Below are 20,856 nucleotides of genomic sequence, written 5' to 3' on the forward strand. Positions count from 1 at the left end.
GATCTTCGCCAGACCGTCGCCCTCGTCGGCTCCGATCAGCTCCAGGCCGGCGAAGGCGGCGAGCAGTTCGCCGGCCGCGGCGCGGAACGGACCCGGGCTCGCCCCGACCTCGCTCAGCGCGGCGATCGCCAGCAGCCCGCCGGACGCCAGCCGTTCGATGATCGCCCGGTCGAGGCGAGCGTCCCGGAACCTGCAGCACAGGACGACATCGACCGGCGGCCCCGTCGGCAGACCGCCGTCGAAATCGACGACGTCGAATCGACAGCGGTCACCGACGCCGGCCCGCCGGGCCAGGTCGCGCGCGTGGCCGATGGCCACCGGCGAGACGTCGAACCCCATCACCTCTAGGCCGCGTGCCGCCAGCCAGACCGAGCCGGTCCCCTGTCCGCAGGCCAGATCGAGGGCCCGGCCCGCCTCGGGAAACACCTCCGCGTGGCCCGCGAAAACGCCGGGCGGCGCAATGGAACTCAACGACGGCGGCCCCTTGGCCGCGTATCGTTCGTCCCAGCGACGCCGGTCCGCTTCGCCCATAGCCGCCACTCTAGGGCCGCAATGCTTCTGGACACCTGTCCGTTATTACGATGCCGCGATCACGCCGACCGCGCTGGATGGATGTTGTTGGCGGCAGGGGCGTTCCTACACTGGACGAGTGTCTAGAGATGCGTCGTCCCCGGCGGTTGCCGGGAAATCGGCCGGCGCGGCCCGCCGGTCCGACCGCCGCCCCGGGCAGACCATCCGCAAGGTGCTCGATGCCGGGCTCGCGGAGTTGCGGGAATCGTCGTACGCGAACCTGACGATGCGCGCGGTGGCGACACGCGCCGGGGTGTCGCCGGCCAGCGCCTACACCTACTTCCCGTCGAAAAGCGCGCTGGTCGCGGCGGTGTATCTGCGTTTCCTGCGGGAGTTGCCGCTGCATACCGACGTCAACGACACGACGAAGACTCGGGTGAGCGCAACCCTGCGGGACATGGCGGTCGTCGTCGCCGACGAGCCGGAGCTGACCGCCGCCTGTGGCGCGGCTCTGATGGCCGACGATCCCGCGGTCACGCCGATTCGTGAACAGATCGGCGAAGAAGTGGCCAAGCGGATCGGGGCCGCGCTCGGTCCGGGCTGGCCCCGGGCCGTGAAATCCACGCTGCAGATGACCTTTTCGGGCGCGCTGATGACCGCCCGGTTCGTCAGTTTCGCCGAGATCTCCGGCCAGCTCGACGAGGCCGTCAACCTCATCCTGGGAGCCTCCGTGGCCTGAAAACCGGTGCGCCCCAGGGCAATAAGCCTGGCTAGCCGGCGTAGGCCGGCTTGCGCACCGAGCCGCCCGCGCGGAGGAACTCACCGAATCGCTTCTCGCCCAGCTCTGGCGACGCCTTGCCCGCACCGAAGGCGAGGTTTCCCGACACCAGGACCGCCGTGACGGTGTCGTCGTTGCGGTTCACCATCCGCGACAGCCCGCCGTAGGACTCGACCGGATGCTCCGCGTAGGCGTCGAGAGACTCGTCGAGCTTTTCCGGATCGATGACGACGATGTCGGCGCGGTCGCCTTCGCGCAGCGTGCCGGCGTCGAGCTCGTACCAGGCGCCCAGCTCGCCGGTGAGCCGGTGCACGGCGTGCTCGACCGACATGAACGGCGTGCCCTGCTTCTCGGCGTCGCGCACGTGGCGCAGCAGCCGCAGCCCCGAGTTGTAGAAGGCCATGTTGCGCAGGTGCGCGCCCGCATCCGAGAACCCCATCTGCACGCCCGGGCTTTGGGCGAGCTTCTTGAGCAGTTCCGGCCGGTGGTTGGAGATCGTGGTGCGCCAGCGCAGCTTCTCGCCGTGCTCGAGCACCAGGTCGAGGAACGCGTCGACCGGGTGCAGGCCGCCGCGGTCCAGGCCCACCTGCCCGAAGGATTTACCGACGACCGATTCGTCGGGGCAGGCCACGATGTCGGCGTCGAAGAAGTCGCGGTGCCACACCCGGGGCCCGTACTTCTGGTCGTAGTCCTTGCGGAACTGCCGCCGGTATTCTTCGTCGCGCATCAGCTCGTTGCGGGCGATCTCGTCGGCCAGGTGCAGGGCCGCGGCGCCGGAGCCGAACTCCTCGAAGATCACCAGCGAGATCCCGTCGGCGTAGACCTCGAACGGCACGGGAAGATGCTGCCAGCGGAAATCCGCGCCCAGCGCATTGACCGTCCGCGCCAGCCAGTCCATCAGGTAGATGACCGGCGGCAGGGACTTGACGTCGGCGGCCGACAGCAGGCTGGTCTTCAATCGGGGGCGCCCCACCCCCAGCGAGGTGGCCAGCTGGGACACGATCGACAACGGGTTCTTGATGTCGGGGCCCGACTGCAGGATTTTGTCGCGCCGCCGCAGGATGGCGTTCAGGCGCCGCAGTTCGCGCGGCTTGGCGTAGGTCGACGGCAGGGTGCGCGACCTGCAGACCTCGCCGTCGAGTTTGTCGAACAGCAGCTGCTGGGAGGACAACCCGACGAAGCCCTCGTCGAGGGCCTCTTCCAGCATCGACTCCATTCGCGCGAGTTCGGCCGCCGACGGGCGGGTGTCCTTGCGGGTCGCCCGGTCCAGGCCCATCGTCGCGGCGCGCAGGTCGGAGTGCCCGATGAACGCCGCGATGTTGGGACCCAGGTTCAGCTGCTCGAGCGCGGCCACGTATTCCTTGGGGCTGTTCCATGAGCGGGCGGCGTTGAGCTGTTCGATGACATAGCGCCGCGGAATCGCCTCGACGCGGCCGAAGATGTCGCCCGCGTCGACGTTGTCCAGGTACACGGTGGACAGCGAGCAGGACCCCAGCATCACGGTCGTCACGCCGTGTCGCAGCGATTCGGAAAGCGCTGGCTCGCACAGCGCTTCGATGTCGTAGTGGGTGTGGATGTCGATGATGCCGGGAATCACCCACTGACCGGTGGCGTCGATGACCCGGGCGCCGGTGGTGTCCAGTGGCCCCTCGGCGACGGTGACGACCCGGCCGTCGCGCACGCCGATGTCCCGGTAGGCCGACGGCCCGCCCAGCCCGTCGAACCAGCGTCCGTTGGCGATCACGGTGTCGTACTGCATCGGTCGGCCTTTCTGTTGCTCCGGGCGCGTGGGGAAGCCGTCGGGCCGCTGCCTCGGAGATCCGCAGTGATCATACATAACGTGCGTTTTGTCCTGCCGCGTTATCCGGCGCCCGATTGCGCGGTTAGCCAGCAACGACGGCGCCGCGGCAGACGTTATGATCCAGCTGTGGGGTTCATCGGCTACGGGTTTGCCGTCCGTTAATCATGCGCAGTCACGGTTGGGCGGGAAACACGCCGGCGTCGGATGCGGAGGCGATCGAGCGCATCCTGGACGCCGCCGACAAGATCATCGACGAACGCGGCTCGGCGATGCGGATCGCCGACGTGGCGCGGGCGCTGGGGGTGACCCGCCAGACCGTCTATCGGTACTTCCCCGGCACGCAGGCCCTGTTGGTGGCGTCGGCGATGCGGTCGGCCGACGGCTTCCTCGATCGGATGGCGGCCCATCTCGAAGGTGTCACCGATCCGGTCGTCGCCATCACCGAGGGAATGGCTTTCGCCGTCGAAGAGCTGGCCTCGGACAACCAAGTCGAGTTCGTGCTCAACCAGCGCCACCGCGGCGGCCAGAAGGTTTCGATCATCTCCGATACCGCGCTGGCCTTCGGGCGTTCGATGCTGCACCGCTACGATATCGACTGGGAGCGTTACGGTTTCGATGAAGCGGGTCTGGACGAGCTGAACGAATTCTCGCTGCGGGTGCTCCATTCGTTCCTGACCGACCCGGGACGGCCACCGCGCGGCGGCGCCGATCTGCGCCGCTACCTCACCCGCTGGATCGGGCCGGCGATCGCCTACCCGCAGCTGGTGCGCGCCATGGACGGGCTCGGCACGCCCGAGCCGCCCCACACGCGCCGCCGGTCGTCGAAAGCATCCTGACCCCGGGCGGGAGCCCACCCGACCTGACCATACACATCTGCTTTGATGTCTGGCCACCCCGTGGCCTCGCCATCCGGGCCGCCCGTCGCGGGCGGTGACGCGATCCGGAGGCCTTCGTCACATCCGGGGCCGGGACGTCCCGCCCAACGCGCGCGCCGCGCCGTCCTGTGGCAGGATTGCGATGTGAAGGCGCATCCGCTCGCTGTGTTGATTTGTGCTGTGCTGTCGCCGATTTCGGCTCCGCTGATCGGCCCGGTCGCGCCGGCGTCCGCCGAACCATGCCCCGACGTCGAGGTCGTCTTCGCGCGGGGCACCACCGAGCCTCCTGGCGTCGGCCGCATCGGCCAAAACTTCGTCGACACCCTGCGCTCGCACGTCGGCGGAAAGTCGGTGGGTGTCTATCCGGTCAACTACCCGGCCACCACCGACTTTCCCACCGCCGCCGACGGCATCAGCGACGCCGGCAATCACGTCGAGCAGATGGCCGCGAATTGCCCACGCACCAAGATGGTGCTGGGCGGCTACTCGCAGGGCGCGGCGGTGATGGGCTTCGTCACCGAAAGCGCCGTGCCCGACGGCGTGCACCTGGTGCAGGCGCTGCAGCCGATGCCGGCCGAAGTGGCCAACCACGTGGCCGCCGTGGCGCTGTTCGGCAAGCCGTCGAGCCAGTTCATGAGCATCATCAACGAACCGCCGGTGACCATCGGACCGCTCTACTCGGCGAAGACCCTCGAGTTGTGCGTGCCCGGCGATCCGGTGTGTTCCGGTGCCGGCAACCCCGCCGCGCACCGCCAGTACGTCGAGGCTGGCATGGTCGACCAGGCGGCCGATTTCGCGGCCAATCGCCTCTCCTGACCGCGTTTCCGCCCCGACCGCCTCAGGCGCCGCTAGTTCGCCGGCTTTCCGTCCGGCGCTCCGGCGGGCGAACCGCCGACCATCTGGTGCACCTCCTGCACCGACCACGGCCCGGCCTGATGGTGATCGCGGTAGCCCAGCAGCCGCGGCGTCTGGCGGTCGAAGCTTCCCACGAAACCGCCTGCGGCAACGAGTATTTGGCCCGTCACATCCCGCGAGAGGTCACTGGCGAGATAGGCGTAGACCGGCGCCACGAACTCGGGCGGCGCGCTGTCGAGCGACGCCCGCATGGTCATCTCGTCGAGCAACCCGCGGCGGTGCAGGTCTTCGATGTGCTGCTCGTAGTCGGCACCGGTCGACAGCCGGGTCCTGGCCCCGGGGCACACCACGTTGGCCCGCACGCCGTAGGGCCTCAGCTCGGCGGCGATCGCCATCGTCAGGCCGTTGACGGCACCCTTGCCCGCCGGATAGCCGGTGCCGCCGTAGTCGCCCAGGAACGCGACGGAACTGGTGTTGACGATGGCGCCGTGCCCCTGCGCGGCCAGCACCGGAGCGGCCACGCGGCAGGTGTGAAACGCCGTGCCGAGGTGCCCGCTGATCAGACGGTCGAACTCGTCCGGGGAGATCGTCAGGATCGATGAACCGGGCGGCTCGGCGATCCCGGCGCAGTTGATCAGGGTGTCCAACCGCCCGTACGCGCTCAGGCATTCCTCGACGAGGCGTCGGGCGACGCGCTCGTCGTCCGCGGCGCCCACCACCGCGCGCGCCCGCCCGCCGGCCGCGGTGATCGCCGCGACGGTTTCCTGCACGGCGTGTTCGTCGCGCCCGTTGACGACGACGCCCGCGCCGAGGCCGCCCAGCAGCTCGGCGACCGCACGTCCGATACCGCGGCTGCCGCCCGAAACCACCACGCCGTGATCCGACAGCGGGCCTTCCGGACCGTTGCGGCTCATCGCGGGCTCCGGCGGGGGCTGTGTCGCGCGCTGCGTAAAGCGTTGCCCAGGAAGTGCTCTCGCGGGCAGTTGATCGGCACGCGCTCGGCGGTGGTGACGAACATTAGGCGAACAGTACCCAGCCGACTCACGAATGAGAGCGCACACCGCCATTTTCCGTCGCGCGCGGCGCCAGCAACCCCGCACCACCTTACGGTGGGGCACGCCGGCGGGGCCGCTCCGCTGCGAAAACGCACCGCGGGCGGCATCGGGTGCGGCCCGCGCCGCCCCGCCCGGCAATCGCCGCGAATGCTCCGCCGGGTGTCACCGGCGAATAAATCAGTTCCAGCGAAAGTGGGCACGAATCGACCCCGATCTGTTTGCCGACGTCGTCGGACTCTTCACCCGCGGTCGGCGCACCCTCGATAACACCGCAGCTCGGGGTGCCGCGTCGGCCTTCAGGAAGGCGTGGCGCCCCGTGCCCGCGGCTTGCCGGACGGCCACTGGTACACCGTGGAAACTGTTCATAAACCAATCGAATTCGTTGCCCCAACCGATCGCCGGATGATGCGAGGGGGCGTATAGTCTCTAATGAAGTCCGTTGTGGACGCGTCGCCGTTTAGCTCAAAGCGGTTGCCAGTTCAGCCGCATGGCTACTGAGCTTGGTATGGCTCCGGCGAAATCAGCCCCAGTCACGTTTGGCTCTCGTTGTGCGTTGGGCAATCGACCATCCCGCGGATCGAGATGCAGTCGGGGGCCGCACGTGCGCATAGCCGCAAGCCTTCGCTGCAGACGACTCTAGGAGTCAGCAATGCAAACTTGTTCTCGCGCAACCGTTTACCCGATTCTTCGAGTGAACGTTGGGTGCGCCAGCCGATGACCAATGTAATTTCTGCAACCCGTCCGGCCCGGACCCCGCGGACTACGAAATCCGATGATTCGTACGACGACGTCGTCGAAATGTTCCTGGCGCTGCAGCAGCTGCCCGTCGAATCGCACCAATACGCCCACCAGCGCGAACGCATTGTGTCCCGATGCCTGCCGCTGGCCGACCACGTGGCCAGCCATTTCGCCCGCAGGGGCGAGGGTCTCGAGGACCTGATTCAGGTCGCGCGGTTGGGTTTGATGAACGCGGTCAATCGCTTCGACCCCGCGAAGGGTCCGAGCTTCATCGGCTTCGCGGTGCCCACGATGATGGGCGAGGTCCGGCGGTACTTCCGCGACTACAGCTGGGGGATGCGCGTCCCGCGGCGGTTGCGCGAGTTGCACGTGCAGATCAGCAGGACGACCGCGGACCTGTCCCAACAACTCGGGCGCGCGCCCACCGCGGGAGAGCTGTCGCAGGCGCTCGAGGTCCCGCGCGAGGAGATCGTCGAATGCCTCGTTGCGGGCGACGCCTATCGGCTCGATTCTCTGGACGCGCCGCTGGGCGCCGACAGCTCGGGAACGCCGCGCTCGGTGGCCGACTCGGTCGGCGACATCGATCCGCAGATCGAACACATCACCAACCGGGAAGCGCTGCGGGTGTTGGTTGCCACCCTGCCCGAGCGCGAACGCGACGTGTTGCGCATGCGGTTCTTCGACTCCATGACGCAGAGCCAGATCGCCGAGCGCATCGGCGTGTCCCAGATGCAGGTGTCGCGCATCCTGGCAAACACGCTGAGCTGCCTGCGCGATCGGCTCGAGTAACGCGGGCGACTCCCCCAGGACGCTGCGCGGCATCTCCTGCCGCGCAGCACTGTACTGTGCGATTCGAGGGACGACCCGACGTAGTCGCCAGGAAACCTGGAAGGAGCTCGATGCGATGAGGATGTCACGAACGGTGCTCGCCGGTGTCGCGGCGACGACCGCACTGGCGGTATCGGTCGCCGGCTGCGGCAACAACAAACCGCAGCCGTCGCCGTCGAAGTCGGGATCGGCTACCTCGGCGACCTCCGCCCCCAGCAGCCCCAGCTCGGCGCCGGCGCAGCCCAACGAGTACACCAAGCTGCTGATCCAGGCCAGTGACATCAACGCCCCGGTCCCCTTCACCGGCGCTCCCCCGACCGGCAACCCCAACGGCCAGCCGGGCGTGGCGACCACCTTCAAGGACGACGACGGCAGCCACGCCATCAAGGTCACCATCGGCGTCTACGACGACGCCGACGCCGCCACGAACGCGCTGAACGCCGCCAAGGGCCAGCAAGGCGGTGCGATCAAAGATCCCACCACGCAACCGTCCAACATCGGCAGCGGCGGAACGATGCTGATGGGCAACACCCCCGACCGCAGCAAGGGTGTGGTGATCCTGCTCTTCACCGAGGGCAGGGCGCTCGCCACACTGGAATTCGACGGGCCGACGGACACGCTGGCCCCGCCGGACTTCGTCAACGACGTCGGCCAGAAGCAGGACGCGGCCATCAAGAAGGGGCTCGGCGGCTAGGCGCCGCGCCACCACCCCGAGGGACGCCATGAACGTCATCAACGGCATGCCGGCTCACGCCCTGCTGCTGCATTTCGTCCTGGCACTCGTGCCTCTGACCGCCCTGCTGGTGATCGTCTGCGGGTTATGGCCGGCCGCCCGCCGCGGGCACCTGCTGTGGCTCACGCTGATCCTGGCCGTGGTCACCATGGTCTTGACGCCCATCACCATCAACGCCGGCGGATGGCTCTACGACTTGAGGGCGAATCCCAGCCCGATCCTGCGCGAACACGCCGAGCGGGGCAGCCTGATGGCCTACTTCTCCGCGGCGCTGCTGGCGGCCGCGGTCGCGCTCGTCGTCTTGCGAATGACCGAACGGCAACCGGGCGCCGGCCGCACCGCCATCCGGATACTGGTCGCGATAGTCGTGCTGGCGGTCGGGATCTCGTCGATGATCCAGATCTACCGGGTAGGCGACGCCGGTGCTCAATCCGTCTGGGGCACCGAGATCGCCCGCCTGACCAAGAATCACCCGGGCTGACGGTCACCCTCGCGGCAACGCGCGCCGGGGCGCTGTGGGATTCACCCGGCCGGCGTGAGCAGAAACAGCCGAAATCGGCGCCGGCCGGCGCGTTCCTGGGCGACGCGATAGTTCGGCCAGTACGCCAGCGCCTTGCCCCAGGCTTCATCACGCTGCGCGCCGTCGAGCAGGCGGACCGTCGCCACGCAACGGCGTCCGCGCCGGCGCATTGTGACACGTTGCGCCGCTTTGAGATTCGCAGACCAGGACGGGTGGTGCGCGCGTCCCCAGTTCGATCCGATCACCAACAGGGCGCCGTCAAGCGGCACGTATTGCACGGTGGCGCTGCGGGCGAGACCGGTTTTGCGTCCCGAGATGGTGATCCGCACGTTGGGTAGGCCGGCCAAGTCCAAAACACCGAGCCGCCCGCTGGTCAGGAAGCGAAGGGCGGCTTCGAGCCACTCCACGACCTGGTGTGCGTTCAGGATCAGCAAGCGGTAGACCGTCGGGTTGCGGGCCCACCGTTGCAGCGGATTCATGCGACGACTGTATGCCCCGGGTTCCGGATCGAGGCATCACCGCGATGAAATGCCGCTGACGAACCGGAGTTTCGCTGATCGCTCGAGGCCGCCCGGCCCCGAATAAATAAATGGCTTGATTTAACACGGCGCGGCGTGTTCACTGAGGCGATGACTGCTGAGCGGGTCGCCCGCTCCGACAGGTCGACAGGCACCCGAGAGGCGATCCTGTCGGCCGCCGAGGTGCTACTCGCCGAACGCGGGATGTACGCCGTGTCGAACCGGCAGATCAGCGAAGCGGCCGGGCAGGGCAACAACGCCGCGGCGTGCTACCACTTCGGCACCCGGGTCGACCTGCTGCGCGCGATCGAGAGCAAGCACCGCGAGCCGATCGAGGAACTGCGCGCCCAGATGCTGGGCGCCATCGGCGATTCGACCGAGCTGCGCGACTGGGTCGGCGCGTTGGTGCGACCGCTGACCGATCATCTTGCCGCCCTGGGCACCCCGACCTGGTACGCCCGCTTCGCCGCGCAAGCCATGGCCGACCCCACCTACCGGCATGTGGTCACCAAAGACGCCCTGGCGTCGCCGTTGCTGGTGCGCACGCTCGACGGCATCGACCGCTGCCTGCCGGAGCTGCCCAAACGCGTACGCGCCGAACGGATGGTGATGGTGCGCAACCTGCTCATGCACACCTGCGCCGAACACGAGGGTGCACTCGCCGAACACGGGCCGCGGGCGCGTTCGGCATGGCCGGTGGCCGGCGAAGGCCTGATCGACGCGATCGTCGGCCTGTGGCGCGCGCCGGTCCACGTGGGCACGGCCGGCGGCCCGCCAGCAGAGACCACCGCGCAGGCCCCCCACCGAGGAGCACGATGACCGCAGGATCCACCGCCACAGACATCCCGGAGTTTCCGATGACCCGGGCACCCGGCTGCCCGTTCGCCCCGCCTCCGAAAATATTGGCGCTCAACGCCGACAAGCAGCTGAGCAGGGTGCGGATCTGGGACGGCAGCACCCCCTGGCTCATCCACGGTTACGAGGCGATACGCGCGCTGTTCACCGATTCCCGCACCAGCGTCGACGACCGGTTGCCCGGCTATCCGCACTGGAACGAAGGGATGCTGGCCACGGTGCACAAGCGCCCACGCTCGGTGTTCACCTCCGACGCCGAGGAACACACCCGGTTTCGCCGGATGCTGTCTAAACCGTTCACCTTCAAGCGGGTTGAGGCGCTGCGGCCGGCGGTCCAAAAGATCACCGAGGACCACATCGACGCGCTGCTGGCGGGCCCCAAGCCCGGCGACATCGTCAGCACCTTGTCGTTGCCGGTCCCCTCCTTGGTCATCAGCGAGCTGCTGGGCGTGCCGTACGAGGACGCGGAGTTCTTCCAGACCCAGGCCAAGCGGGGCATGGGCCGCTACGCGACCGAGGAGGACACCGCCCAGGGCGCCGCCTCGTTGGCGAAGTATCTGGCCAACCTGGTTCGGACCAAGATGCAAAGCCCCTCAGAGGATTTGGTGTCCGACCTCGCCGAGCGCGTCAATGCGGAAGAGATCAGCGTGCGCGAGGCCGCGCAGTTGGCCACCGGTGTGCTGATCGCCGGGCATGAGACCACCGCCAACATGATCAGCCTGAGCATCGCGGCGTTGCTCGAACATCCCGACCAGCGGGCGCTCCTGTGCGACGCCGACGATCCGAAGGTCATCGCGACTGCGGTCGAAGAGCTAATGCGCTATCTGAGCATCATCCAGACCGGACAGCGCCGAATCGCCGTCGAGGACATCGAGATTGGCGGCGAGACCATCCGCGCCGGTGACGGCATCATCCTCGACGTCGCGCCCGCGAACTGGGATGACCGCCAATTCCCCAACCCCGACCGGCTGGACCTGCTGCGGGACGACGGACCGCACGTCGGGTTCGGGTACGGACGCCACCAGTGTGTGGGTCAGCAGCTGGCCCGCATGGAATTGCAGATCGTGCTGCCCACGCTGCTGCGCCGCGTCCCGACCCTGCGGCTCGCCGTCTCGCTGGATGAGCTTCCGTTCAAGCACGACGCGCTGGCCTACGGTCTCTACGAGCTGCCCGTGACATGGTGAAACCCGATCTCTACCAGATGTTCTCCAAGTACATCTTCGGCGGGATTCTGGACCGGCATCCGCGGCTGCGGATCGGCTGGTTCGAGGGCGGAATAGCCTGGGTGCCGACGGCCCTGCAGGACGCCGAGCACGTGCTGGCCTCCTACCGGCACATGCTGGCACACCAACCCGAGCGGGAGGTCCGCCATTACTGGGATAGGCACATGTGCGCCTCGTTCATGGTCGATCCGCTGGGGTTGCGCCAGATCGACGAGATCGGGATCGACAAGGTGATGTGGTCATCCGACTATCCGCACAACGAAAGCACTTTCGGCTATTCGGAGCGGTCGCTGGCGGCGGTGGTCGACGCCGTCGGCGCCGAGGACGCCGTTCGGGTGGTCGGCGGCAACATCAGGAAATTCCTGGGGATCTCGGCATGACGAAGTCGGCGACCGCCCGCGCCTCGGTGCTCGACGTACCCGAGGAGCCGGAGTGGGCCCGCATGCGCACCGAGACCGGAGCGCGGCTGCGATCCGCGATGTCCGAACACGGCGTCGACGCCCTGATCCTGCTGATGAACGGCTACGTCGGATACGCGACCGGGGCCAGCTGGCCGTTGCTGGACGCCGGGCTGTCCCACGTCGAGCGCCCCGTCGCCGTCGTGCTCGCCGACGACGTGCATCCGCACCTGTTCATGCCGTTCCGCAGCGGGGCGTCCGCGGAGTACCCCGTGCCCGACGACCACCTGCACGGCCCGGCCTATCTCGAGTTCGATTCGGGTGTAGAGGAATTCGCGCGCAGACTGGCCGGCCTCATCCCGCCCGGCGCCCGCGTCGCCGTCGACGAACTCACCGGTGCCATGCGCCGGTCGGCGTCCACGCTGTTCCCGGGTGCCCCCCCGACGGACGCGGCGATCGTGCTCGGCGCCGCGCAACTGGTCAAGACCCGCGACGAGCTGTCCTGTCTGCGCAGGGCGGCACGCATCACCGAACGGGCGATCGTCGACGTGCAGAAGGCGCTGAAGCCGGGCGTACGACAGATCGACCTGTCGGCCGCCTTCGTTCGTCGCGCGTTCGAACTGGGCGCCACCACCAACATGCTCGAGGCCATCTGGCAGGTGATGCCGAGTTCGCGCGAAGCCGGCGTGTGGACGACGCATGGCGATCTCGCGCTGCCGCTGCTCCCGACCGACCGGGAGCTGTCCGCCGGCGACGTACTGTGGACCGACATCAGCATCACCTACCACGGATACTGTTCCGACTTCGGCCGCACCTGGATCGTCGGTGAGCAACCCACACCGCAGCAGCAAGATCAGTTCCGGCAGTGGCGCACGGTCCTGGACGCCGTGCTCGCCGTCACCAAAGCCGGTGTGACTGCGGGCGATTTGGCTCGCGCTGCGATCGCGGCGAACGGTGGCCGCAAACCGTGGCTGCCGCATTTCTATCTGGGGCACGGCATCGGCACGTATCCGGCCGAGGCGCCGATGATCGGAACGGATCTCGGCGAGGAGTTCGACGACAACTTCGTCTTTCCGCCTGGCATGGTGCTGGTTCTGGAACCGGTGATGTGGGAGGACGGCACGGGAGGCTACCGCAGTGAGGAGATCGTGGTGATCACCGAGGACGGCTACGCGCCGATCACCGACTACCCCTATACCCCCTATGGCGACTGAGGTTCTGCCCGACGCGCGCGAATTGCGGTCGGGCCGACGGCAACGGGCGCTGGCACAGATGGAGGAGCACGGCCTCGACATCCTGGTGCTGGGCAGGCAGGCCAACATCCGCTATGTCACCGGCGCCCCGCAACTGTGGATCGCCGGCACCCGCCCGTTCGGCCCGATGTGCGTACTGGTGCGCGACACGGGCGACATCTACCTCAACAGCACCGACGACGAGGGGGTGCCGGAGGAGATCGGCCACGACCACCTCTACGGGCTGGCTTGGAACCCCATGACGCTCATCGACGTCCTGAGGAAGATCGACGGCGCCGAAGCGGCGCGGCGGGTCGGAACCGATGCGATCACACCGACTTTCGCGGCGTTGTTGCCCGAGGCGTTTCCCAACGCCGAGCTGGTCGACGCCGAGCCCGCGATGCGGGCGGCGCGGCGCATCAAGACGCCGGACGAAATCGCGGCGATGGATCAGGCCTTGCGCGTCGCCGAACGCGGATTGGCCACCGCCCTGCGCGAATTGGCGCCGGGCGTTTCCGAGCGGACGCTGGCCGGGGTGATGATGGAGGCGATGGCCGCCGGCGGGGTGAGCACGCCGGCCACCCAGGATGCCGCGTGGGTCACGTCACCCGACCACCCGTGGCGCCGCGCAGCCGCGCGCGAGGTCCGGCCGGGCGACCTCGTCGCCTTCGCCGCGGGCGCGCTGGCCAATGGCTACGTCGCCGAGGTCGGCCGCACCTGGCCAGCCGGCGACGCCGTCACCGGCGAGGCACGCACGCTCTTCGAGCGCTCGAAGCGGTTGTACGACACGATGCTTGGCGCCTGTCGCGCGGGCGCGCCCACCAGCGGTCTGCTCGCCGCGTACGAGGCGGCCGACGAGCCGATCCCACCGATGCCGGTCGCGCACGGGCTGGGCCTGGGATTCGACCCCCCGGTGGTGTCCGAAACCCTCGTGGCCGCGGGCGAACACCACGTGCTCGAGGCCGGGATGGTGTTGGCGATCACGGGGTACGTGTGGCAACGCGGCGTGGGCGCGGTGTTCCGCCGGGATACCGTGCACATCACCGAGGGTGGGGTCGACGTGCTGACCAGAAGTCCGGCCTGGGGATGACCAAATCACTTGTGCCACTGTGGTTTCAGTGGTCACGCGTCGGCGTTTTTTGTCGGTGGGCCCCGGTAGCTTCGGGGTGTGAGCATAGACCGGGAGGCCCTGTCCGCGGCGTTTGACGTCATCGACGCCGCCGTTGACGAGCTGGTCGAATACGACTGTGATGCGTTGGCCACCCGCGAGCAGTTGGCGGTGCTGGCCCGCTGCGAGAAGGTGCGCCGCCGGCTGCCGGCCATCGAGCACCCGCTGATCAATTCCCTTGCCCGCCAAGCCCCGTCCGAGGAGCTCGGCGGCACCCTGTCGCATGCCATCGCGGAGACAACGCTGATCAGCCGCTCGGAAGCGTCCCGCCGTATCAAGGAGGCGCGGGATCTCGGTGCGCGGCACGGCCTCACCGGCGAACCCGTGGCTCCGGCCCTGGCCGCCACCGCGGCTGGCCAACGCGACGGCACGCTGGGATCCGGCCAGGTGGCGGTGATCCGTAAGTTCTACCACCAATTGCCCGGCTGGATAGATGCACCGACCCGCGAGCAAGCCGAGGCCAAGCTCGCCGTCGAGGGAACCCGGTATCGGCCCGAGCAACTGGGCAAGCTGGCGGACATCCTGGCCGACTGCCTGAACCCCGACGGCAACTACAGCGACGAGGACCGGGCTCGGCAGCGCGGCCTGACGCTGGGCAATCAGCAGGCCGACGGCATGTCGCAGGTGCGCGGCTGGCTGACACCCGAAGCGCGCGCTACCTTCGAAGCGGTCTTGGCGAAACTCGCCGCACCGGGCATGTGCAATCCCCTGGACGACACCCCGTGCGTCGACGCAGCGCCCACCCAGGAAGCCATCGAGCACGACGCGCGATCAGCGAGTCAACGCAACCACGACGGACTCAACGCGGGGTTGCGCGCGTTGCTGGCCTCCGGAGAGTTGGGTCAGCACAATGGCTTGCCGGCTTCCATCGTCGTCACGACCACCCTCCAAGAGCTGGAAACCGCCACCGGGCGGGGATTGACCGGCGGGGGCACCATTCTGCCGATGAGCGACGTGATCCGCCTGGCCCGCCACGCCCACCACTATCTGGCGATCTTCGACAAGGGCAAGGCGCTGGCCCTGTATCACACGAAACGCCTCGCCTCCCCGGGACAGCGAATAGTGTTGTACGCCAAGGATCGCGGCTGCTCCAACCCGGGCTGCACCGTGCCCGGCTACTACTGCGAAGTCCACCACGTCACCGACTACAGCAAGTGCCACACCACCGACGTCAACCAGCTGACATTCGCCTGCGGGCCCCACCACCGCCTGCTGAAACCCGGGGGCTGGACCACCCGCAGAAACGCCAAGGGCGATACGGAATGGCTGCCGCCGCCGCATCTGGACCGCGGCCGCCCGCGCGTCAACAGGTTTCACCATCCCGAAAAGCTGCTGCAGGACGGCGACGACGAAGTACCCTAGGCGACGCGCCCTTCCTCGTCCAGTGCCTCGTCGAGCAGGTCGCCGAGCGGGTTTCGCTGCCATAGCAGCAGCAGGTTCGACAGCATCTGCAGGGGCGCGCGCACGCCCTCGTCGCCCCTGATCCGCGGATCCGTCCGGTCACTCGGTGTGTGGTCGAATCGCTTGCGTATCAACGCCGGAACGTCCAGCAGCCACGCGACCCCCATCACCGCCGCGTACAACAGCGTGTGCCGGCGCAGCCGGTCCGGCTCCAGGCGTGGACCGCCGCAGCGCTCGAACTCCGCGATGAACAGTGCCAACAGGTCGTCGAGGTGGGCATCCCACATCTCGTTCTCGGCGCCGGACATGGCCCCCCACAGAGCCATGCCCAGGTTCATCTGGCCGACGCATCCCCAGTCCATCAATCCACAGCGCAACGTGCCGCCGGCCTCACGCCAGAACCACGCGTTGTCGATGTTGGCGTTCCAGTGGCACAAAGCGACGTAATCGGAGTCGGCGGCCAGATGGTCGGCTACCGCATCCTCGTGGCGGGCCAGCCGGGGCGCCTCCTCGGCCAAGCGCGCCAGGAAATCTGGCGTACCGACGCCGTCGGGCACCAGCCCGGGGTGGGCACCGATGAATTCGGCCAGCCGCGCGAGCCGCCGTTCGAGTCTGCCCGCCGGCAGCGGCGTCCGCTCTCCCACCGTCGCGGCCCGCACGTCCAGCGGAAAGGGCGCGGTCAGGTCCGCGGGCAGCCGGCCGGACCGGTGCGTGCCGGCGAGCCGCGCCAGCGCGGTCAGCAGCGCGCGATAATGTTCCAGCGGCTCGGGCATCTCGTAGTCGAGGCACTTGTGATACTGAGGTTCGATCCCGTTGGTACCGAATCCGATTCGCTCGGTGATCAATATCCCGGTGCCGGTTGGACCGTGGTAATCGGCGAACTGCGGGCTGGGCACCGCGATGGGGAATCCGGGGGCTCGTGCCAAGGAGGCGAACCGAACCTCGGCCTCCATCTGCGTCTTTCCGCGGTCGCGCACCGGGTTGTCGAGATCACGCGAGAACTTGACGAACAGCTCGGTGTGCAGTTCCGGTGCGGGCCGGTCATATTCGACCGACAGCACCACCTTGCGCCCGGTGCTGCCGCCGCTGACCTCCCGGAAGTCGCCGATCCGGGCGACGCCGTTGCGCACGAGCACCCCGGAGGCCCGAAAGGCGTCGGTCAGAAACGCCGCTCCGCCGCGGCGCAACGACGCGGGGTCGGCCGGCAACGGCAATCCGTGATGATCACCGATCACCCAGCCCGACGTCACGCCGCTACCAGGTCTGCTCGGCCGAGCGCACCAACATGTGATTGACCGCCACCCGGCGGTCACGAGTCACCATGAACAACACCGCATCCGCAATGTCCTCCGGCCGCAACATGACCATGCCGGCCGTCTGCCGTTCGAACGCCTCCCGCGACGCATCGGCCAGGTGGCTGAAGATCTCGGTGTCGACGGTTCCCGGCCCCACCACCCCGACCCGGACCCGCTTGCCCAGCACCTCCTGGCGAAGGCCCTCGCTGAACGCGTTCACCCCGAATTTGGTCAACGAGTACACCGCGGTGTTCGGCCGGGCCACCCAGCCGGCGGTGGAACTGATGGTGACCAGATCGGCCACGCCGCGCGGTGAATCGGCGGCCGCCCCGATCAGGTGGGGAAGCGCCGCGCGGGTCGCGTAGAGGACGCCCTGCACGTTGACCGACACCATCTGGTCCCAGTCGCGCAGCGACGCCTCGGTCGCCGGCGCCGAGGCCATCAGGCCGGCATTGTTCACCAGAATGTCGAGGCGCCCGAACTCCGCGACGGTGCGCCGCACGGCCGACGCCACCTGTTCGGCGTCGGTGACGTCGGCGGTCAAGACCAGCGCTGTGCCACCGGCGGATTCGATCCGGCCTCGCAGCTCGTCCAGCCGGTCGGCCCGGCGCGCGAGCACGGCGACCGCGGCGCCGTGGGCGGCCAGCGCCTGGGCCGTCGCCGCGCCGATGCCACTGCTGGCGCCGGTGACCAGGGCCGCAGTGCGCGCCAGTGTCGTCATCTTCCGCCCATCGGTTGGGTGCCGAGTATCTCGTGTAGAACGTAGTCGGTGTCCTCGCCCAGGTCGGGCGCGCCGCGCTCGATCCGCGCGGGGTTGCGCGCCATTCGCCAGGACGGCCCGAGCACCGGTCGCTGGCCCTCGCGGTGATCGGTGACGAACCGGTACAGCTCCCGGTCCCACAGCCGTTGATCGCCAATCACATCCACGGCGGTGGCGCTCTTGGCGGCCGGCACTCCGGCCGCCCGCAGGCACCGCGCGAGCCGCTCGGCGTCCCGGTCTCGGGTGAGCCTGGCGAGGTCCGCGTCCAGCGCATCGGCGTGCCGGTGGCGCGAATCGCCGGTGGCGTAGCGGGGATCGTCACCCAGTGTCGCGGCGTCGAGTGCCTCGCATAGCCGGAGCCATTCGGCATCGGTCGCGACGGCCACCGTGATCCACCCGCCGGCTGCGCACGGGTAGCACCCGTGTGGGCACATGTCCGGGTGGCGGTTGCCGGTGGGACCCAATCGCCGGCCGGTCAGCGCCTGTTCCAGCAGGCAGTCACCGATCATCGAGGAGAGGGTTTCCACCGCCGACACGTCGACGAATTGCCCTGCGCCGCACAGCTCCCGATGCAGCAACGCGACGACGGCGGCATAGGCCGCGGCGGCCCCCACCGTCGAGTCGCCGTAGCGCATGCTGGTCCCCAGCGGCGGACCCTCGGGATAGCCGACCAGCGAGGCCGGTCCGGCCAGCGCCGCGAAGCAAGGCGCATAACCGGTTTGGTGGCCCAGCGGCCCGTCGTTGCCCCACATCTTGATCGACACGGAAATGATGTCGGGCTTGATCTCGGTGAGCTGTGGATACCCGAGGCCCCGGCGTTCCATGGTGCCGGGGCGCAGGTTGTTGATGACGATGTCGCTGCGGGCGATGAGCTCGCGCAGCCGCGCCATCCCGTCGGCCGACTTGATATCGAGGTCCACGCTGAGGATCTCGGGATTGATGCTCAAGAAATAGGGAGCATGGTTGACGTCGGTGCCGCCGTAAGCGCGCATCTCCTCGGGGTTGTCGGCCGTCTCGACCTTGATGACTTCGGCGCCCAGCATCGCCAGCAGTTTGCCGGCGTACGGGCCGGCCCAGACCTTGGTGAGCTCGACGACCCGCACGCCGTGCAGCGGTCCGCCCCGCGGGCGCTTGGGCGGTTTGAGTTGTGCTTGCTTGACCGCCGGCCGGGCCCGCGGGGTGTCGAGGCTTGCCATCACCGACCGAGTGTGCTCGCCGAGCGTCGGTGCCGCACTGGCGATGCGGGCGGGCGATGCGCTGAACGCGTACGGTACCGTGGGATACGCAGCCTCGCCCAGCACGGGGTGGCGGACCCGCTGGAAGAAACCGCGATGGCGGTACTGCGGCGACTGGTGCAGGTCCGCGGCGCCGTTGACGGGCACCAGCGGCACGCCGAGCCGCTGCGCCCGTTCCGAGGCCTCCTCTTTGGGTAGGCCGGCGACCCACGCGGCGAACCCGCGCTGAAACCTCGTGACCTTCTCGGTGGTGACGGAGAACTCCAACCAGTCGTCCTCGAAGCCGCCGAGCCATTCCGGCTGTCCCATCAGGGTTTTCACCCCGGCCCAGTGGGCTACGCTGGTCATGTACAAGTAGACGTAACCATCGGAGCAGGCGAAGAACGAGGCCGGCCCCGCCTGGTCGTAGTCCCCGCGCTCGCCGGCGGCCGGCACCTCGCCGGTGACCAGGCGGCCCAGGATGCAATCGGCGCGGGAGACCAGCACGGCCTGTTGCGAGACGTCGATCGACTCGCCCTCACCGGTATGCAGGCGTCCCCACAACGACGACGCGATACACAGCGCCGCCTCCAGCCCCGCCTCGTAGTCGGCCAGGAAGCGGCCGGGTCCCTGCAGCGGCGGCTTGCCCGGGTCCGGATGGCTGGGTGTGTGGTAACCCCAGCCGCTGGCGTGAAAGACGTTGATGCCTCGGGCGTTGTCGAACTCGGCGGCCACGCCGTCGCCGTACGGCGTGATGGAACAGAACACCACGGACGGGTGGCGCGCGGACCAGTCCGCGGTCCCGCCTTCGATGACGGCGTCGGCCGTGTCGATGAGGCGGTGCAGCCGCTCGACATCGGCCGCCGACCCGACATCGAGGACGACGGAGCGCTTGTTGGTGTTGAGGTAGGCGAACAGGGCGCTGCCGTCGCACCCGTCGGCGAGGACGGGCGCCATGGCGCGGGTTGCGCTGCCGCGCTTCGGCGCCTCGATCTTGACGACCTCGGCGCCGAAGTCGGCCAGCAGCTTTCCGCAGTACTCCCCCGCGACGGATTCGGCTAACTCGACGACCCGGACACCCGTCAGCGCGGACATGCACGCCCCGCCAAAACGGTCAGGGCTTCGCGCGGCCCGAGCGGCTCAGGCGCCACTCCGGCGGGAAGTTCAAGTCGTTGTCCTTGACCACATTGTTGAGGCCCTTCTCGAAGGTGCCCCCCGTGAGGTTGACCTCTTCCGCGTCGTTTTTGATCATCGGCAACATGCCCTCGACCATGCCGGTCAGCAGGCTGCCGAAGTACTCGCCCTTGTGCTGCTTGTAGAGCTCGAGGAAGGTCTTCTGCACGGCGACGGTGTCGGTCGGGCGCGATTTCGAGCATGCCAGCGCGTACTTTTCGGTTTCCGCCTCCAGCTGGTCGCGCGGCACCACGCTGTTGACGAATCCGCAGTCATACATTTCCTTGGCGCTGAACGGCCGTCCGGTGAACAGCATTTCGGAGAACTTGCGCAGGCCCATCGTCTCGGCCCACCACCACAACCGCGGTCCCCAACCCACGTAACGGAAGGCCGGATGCCCGAACAGGGCGTCGTCGCTAGAGATCACCAGGTCGGCGTCGCCGGCCTGATAGAAGTGCCATCCGTAGCAGTAGCCCTTGGCCTCGATGATGCTGATCTTGCGAAGCTCCTGCAGCGGACGGTTTCCGGCGCGGGCCTTGGCGTAGAAGTCGGTGACGGTGGACAGGTAGCGGTAGGAGCCGCCCGGTGGGTACTTGACGTCGTCATCGTTGATCGCCAGCTCGTGGTGCAGCGGCAGGCCGGGGTTCTCCAGCATCGGACGCTGCTCGGGCAGGTCGCCGCCGCTACCGAAATCCTGGCCCTCGCCGCGAATCACGACCACCTTGACGTCGTCGTCCACGTTGCACTTGTGGATCAGGTCCGCGTAGTTCTGCCGCATGCCCAGCGTGGCCGAGTTGAGCTCTTCCGGCCGGTTGAACGTGATGTAGGCGATCCGGTTCTTCTTGTCCTTCTCGAACTTGATGTACTGCTCGGCTTCCTTCTTCAGCTTTTCGTAGTCGTATTCGGGCATGGGCTTTCTTCTTTCA

The 20,856-nt window shown here is 68.3% G+C and carries 19 protein-coding genes and 1 pseudogene; 12 read left to right on the forward strand and 8 right to left on the reverse strand.

Annotated elements, in window-relative coordinates; genetic code table 11:
* Positions 1–531 (reverse strand): class I SAM-dependent methyltransferase (locus tag DQP57_RS20045; protein WP_133259273.1); only part of this gene is annotated, 531 nt, incomplete at its 3' end.
* Between the two features lie 118 nt (positions 532–649).
* Between DQP57_RS20045 and DQP57_RS20050 the strand changes: the two genes are divergently transcribed.
* Positions 650–1,249, forward strand: a complete 600-nt coding sequence (locus DQP57_RS20050) for a TetR/AcrR family transcriptional regulator (protein WP_112634459.1) — start codon at positions 650–652, stop codon at positions 1,247–1,249.
* Between the two features lie 31 nt (positions 1,250–1,280).
* Here DQP57_RS20050 and DQP57_RS20055 read toward each other — a convergent pair whose 3' ends face one another.
* A complete protein-coding gene (locus tag DQP57_RS20055; protein ID WP_112634460.1) occupies positions 1,281–3,047 on the reverse strand; it encodes an N-acyl-D-amino-acid deacylase family protein in 1,767 nt (588 codons plus the stop codon).
* A 206-nt stretch (positions 3,048–3,253) separates the two neighbouring features.
* On the opposite strand from DQP57_RS20055, the gene DQP57_RS20060 reads away from it, so the two are divergent.
* On the forward strand, positions 3,254–3,925 hold the full coding sequence (locus DQP57_RS20060; protein ID WP_112634461.1) for a TetR/AcrR family transcriptional regulator: 672 nt from the start codon (positions 3,254–3,256) through the stop codon (positions 3,923–3,925).
* Between the two features lie 219 nt (positions 3,926–4,144).
* Complete coding sequence (locus DQP57_RS20065; protein ID WP_205869183.1) at positions 4,145–4,780, forward strand: cutinase family protein; 636 nt, start codon at positions 4,145–4,147, stop codon at positions 4,778–4,780.
* Positions 4,781–4,812: 32 nt separating this feature from the next.
* Here the strand turns inward: DQP57_RS20065 and DQP57_RS20070 are convergent, their stop codons facing one another.
* The gene (locus tag DQP57_RS20070; RefSeq protein WP_112634462.1) at positions 4,813–5,733 is read right to left on the reverse strand and encodes an SDR family NAD(P)-dependent oxidoreductase; all 921 of its coding nucleotides are present in this window, start codon (positions 5,731–5,733) and stop codon (positions 4,813–4,815) included.
* Positions 5,734–6,588: 855 nt separating this feature from the next.
* Here DQP57_RS20070 and DQP57_RS20075 point away from each other — a divergent pair.
* From DQP57_RS20075 to DQP57_RS20085, 3 genes are all read left to right on the forward strand, one after another.
* Positions 6,589–7,401 carry a SigB/SigF/SigG family RNA polymerase sigma factor gene (locus DQP57_RS20075; RefSeq protein WP_112634463.1) on the forward strand — a complete coding sequence of 271 codons (813 nt, stop codon included), beginning with the start codon at positions 6,589–6,591 and terminating at the stop codon, positions 7,399–7,401.
* A 115-nt stretch (positions 7,402–7,516) separates the two neighbouring features.
* Positions 7,517–8,134, forward strand: a complete 618-nt coding sequence (locus tag DQP57_RS20080) for a hypothetical protein (RefSeq protein WP_112634464.1) — start codon at positions 7,517–7,519, stop codon at positions 8,132–8,134.
* A 28-nt stretch (positions 8,135–8,162) separates the two neighbouring features.
* On the forward strand, positions 8,163–8,654 hold the full coding sequence (locus DQP57_RS20085; RefSeq protein ID WP_112634465.1) for a DUF2231 domain-containing protein: 492 nt from the start codon (positions 8,163–8,165) through the stop codon (positions 8,652–8,654).
* 41 nt (positions 8,655–8,695) lie between these two features.
* On the opposite strand, the gene DQP57_RS20090 is transcribed toward DQP57_RS20085, so the two are convergent.
* Positions 8,696–9,172 carry a nitroreductase family deazaflavin-dependent oxidoreductase gene (locus tag DQP57_RS20090; RefSeq protein ID WP_112634466.1) on the reverse strand — a complete coding sequence of 159 codons (477 nt, stop codon included), beginning with the start codon at positions 9,170–9,172 and terminating at the stop codon, positions 8,696–8,698.
* Between the two features lie 135 nt (positions 9,173–9,307).
* Between DQP57_RS20090 and DQP57_RS20095 the strand changes: the two genes are divergently transcribed.
* From DQP57_RS20095 to DQP57_RS20120, 6 genes and pseudogenes are all read left to right on the forward strand, one after another.
* Positions 9,308–10,030, forward strand: coding sequence for a TetR/AcrR family transcriptional regulator (locus tag DQP57_RS20095; protein ID WP_112634467.1), 723 nt, complete (start codon positions 9,308–9,310; stop codon positions 10,028–10,030).
* Positions 10,027–11,250, forward strand: coding sequence for a cytochrome P450 (locus DQP57_RS20100; protein ID WP_112634468.1), 1,224 nt, complete (start codon positions 10,027–10,029; stop codon positions 11,248–11,250). Before DQP57_RS20095 ends, DQP57_RS20100 begins: the two co-directional genes overlap by 4 nt.
* 14 nt (positions 11,251–11,264) lie before the next feature.
* Positions 11,265–11,669, forward strand: a pseudogene (locus DQP57_RS20105) (amidohydrolase family protein); the annotation flags it as partial.
* Entirely contained in the window at positions 11,666–12,901 is a 1,236-nt protein-coding gene (locus DQP57_RS20110) for a M24 family metallopeptidase (RefSeq protein WP_112634469.1), read from the forward strand. The pseudogene DQP57_RS20105 and the gene DQP57_RS20110, both read left to right, overlap by 4 nt.
* Entirely contained in the window at positions 12,891–14,009 is a 1,119-nt protein-coding gene (locus tag DQP57_RS20115; RefSeq protein WP_112634470.1) for a M24 family metallopeptidase, read from the forward strand. The genes DQP57_RS20110 and DQP57_RS20115 overlap by 11 nt, the downstream gene beginning before the upstream one ends.
* A gap of 78 nt (positions 14,010–14,087) precedes the next feature.
* On the forward strand, positions 14,088–15,449 hold the full coding sequence (locus DQP57_RS20120; protein ID WP_112634471.1) for an HNH endonuclease signature motif containing protein: 1,362 nt from the start codon (positions 14,088–14,090) through the stop codon (positions 15,447–15,449).
* Here DQP57_RS20120 and DQP57_RS20125 read toward each other — a convergent pair.
* From DQP57_RS20125 to DQP57_RS20140, 4 genes are read right to left on the reverse strand one after another with little or no spacing between them, the layout of a single operon-like run.
* A complete protein-coding gene (locus DQP57_RS20125) occupies positions 15,446–16,723 on the reverse strand; it encodes a hypothetical protein (RefSeq protein ID WP_112634482.1) in 1,278 nt (425 codons plus the stop codon). The two genes, DQP57_RS20120 and DQP57_RS20125, sit on opposite strands and share 4 nt — an antisense overlap.
* Positions 16,724–16,742: 19 nt before the next feature.
* The gene (locus tag DQP57_RS20130) at positions 16,743–17,504 is read right to left on the reverse strand and encodes an SDR family NAD(P)-dependent oxidoreductase (RefSeq protein WP_112634472.1); all 762 of its coding nucleotides are present in this window, start codon (positions 17,502–17,504) and stop codon (positions 16,743–16,745) included.
* Complete coding sequence (locus tag DQP57_RS20135) at positions 17,501–19,852, reverse strand: CaiB/BaiF CoA transferase family protein (RefSeq protein WP_112634473.1); 2,352 nt, start codon at positions 19,850–19,852, stop codon at positions 17,501–17,503. The genes DQP57_RS20130 and DQP57_RS20135 overlap by 4 nt, the downstream gene beginning before the upstream one ends.
* Positions 19,853–19,871: 19 nt before the next feature.
* A complete protein-coding gene (locus tag DQP57_RS20140; protein WP_112634474.1) occupies positions 19,872–20,840 on the reverse strand; it encodes an enoyl-CoA hydratase/isomerase family protein in 969 nt (322 codons plus the stop codon).
* Positions 20,841–20,856 lie beyond the last annotated feature (16 nt).

This window comes from Mycobacterium colombiense, assembly GCF_003284935.1.
Lineage (GTDB): Bacteria > Actinomycetota > Actinomycetes > Mycobacteriales > Mycobacteriaceae > Mycobacterium > Mycobacterium arosiense_A.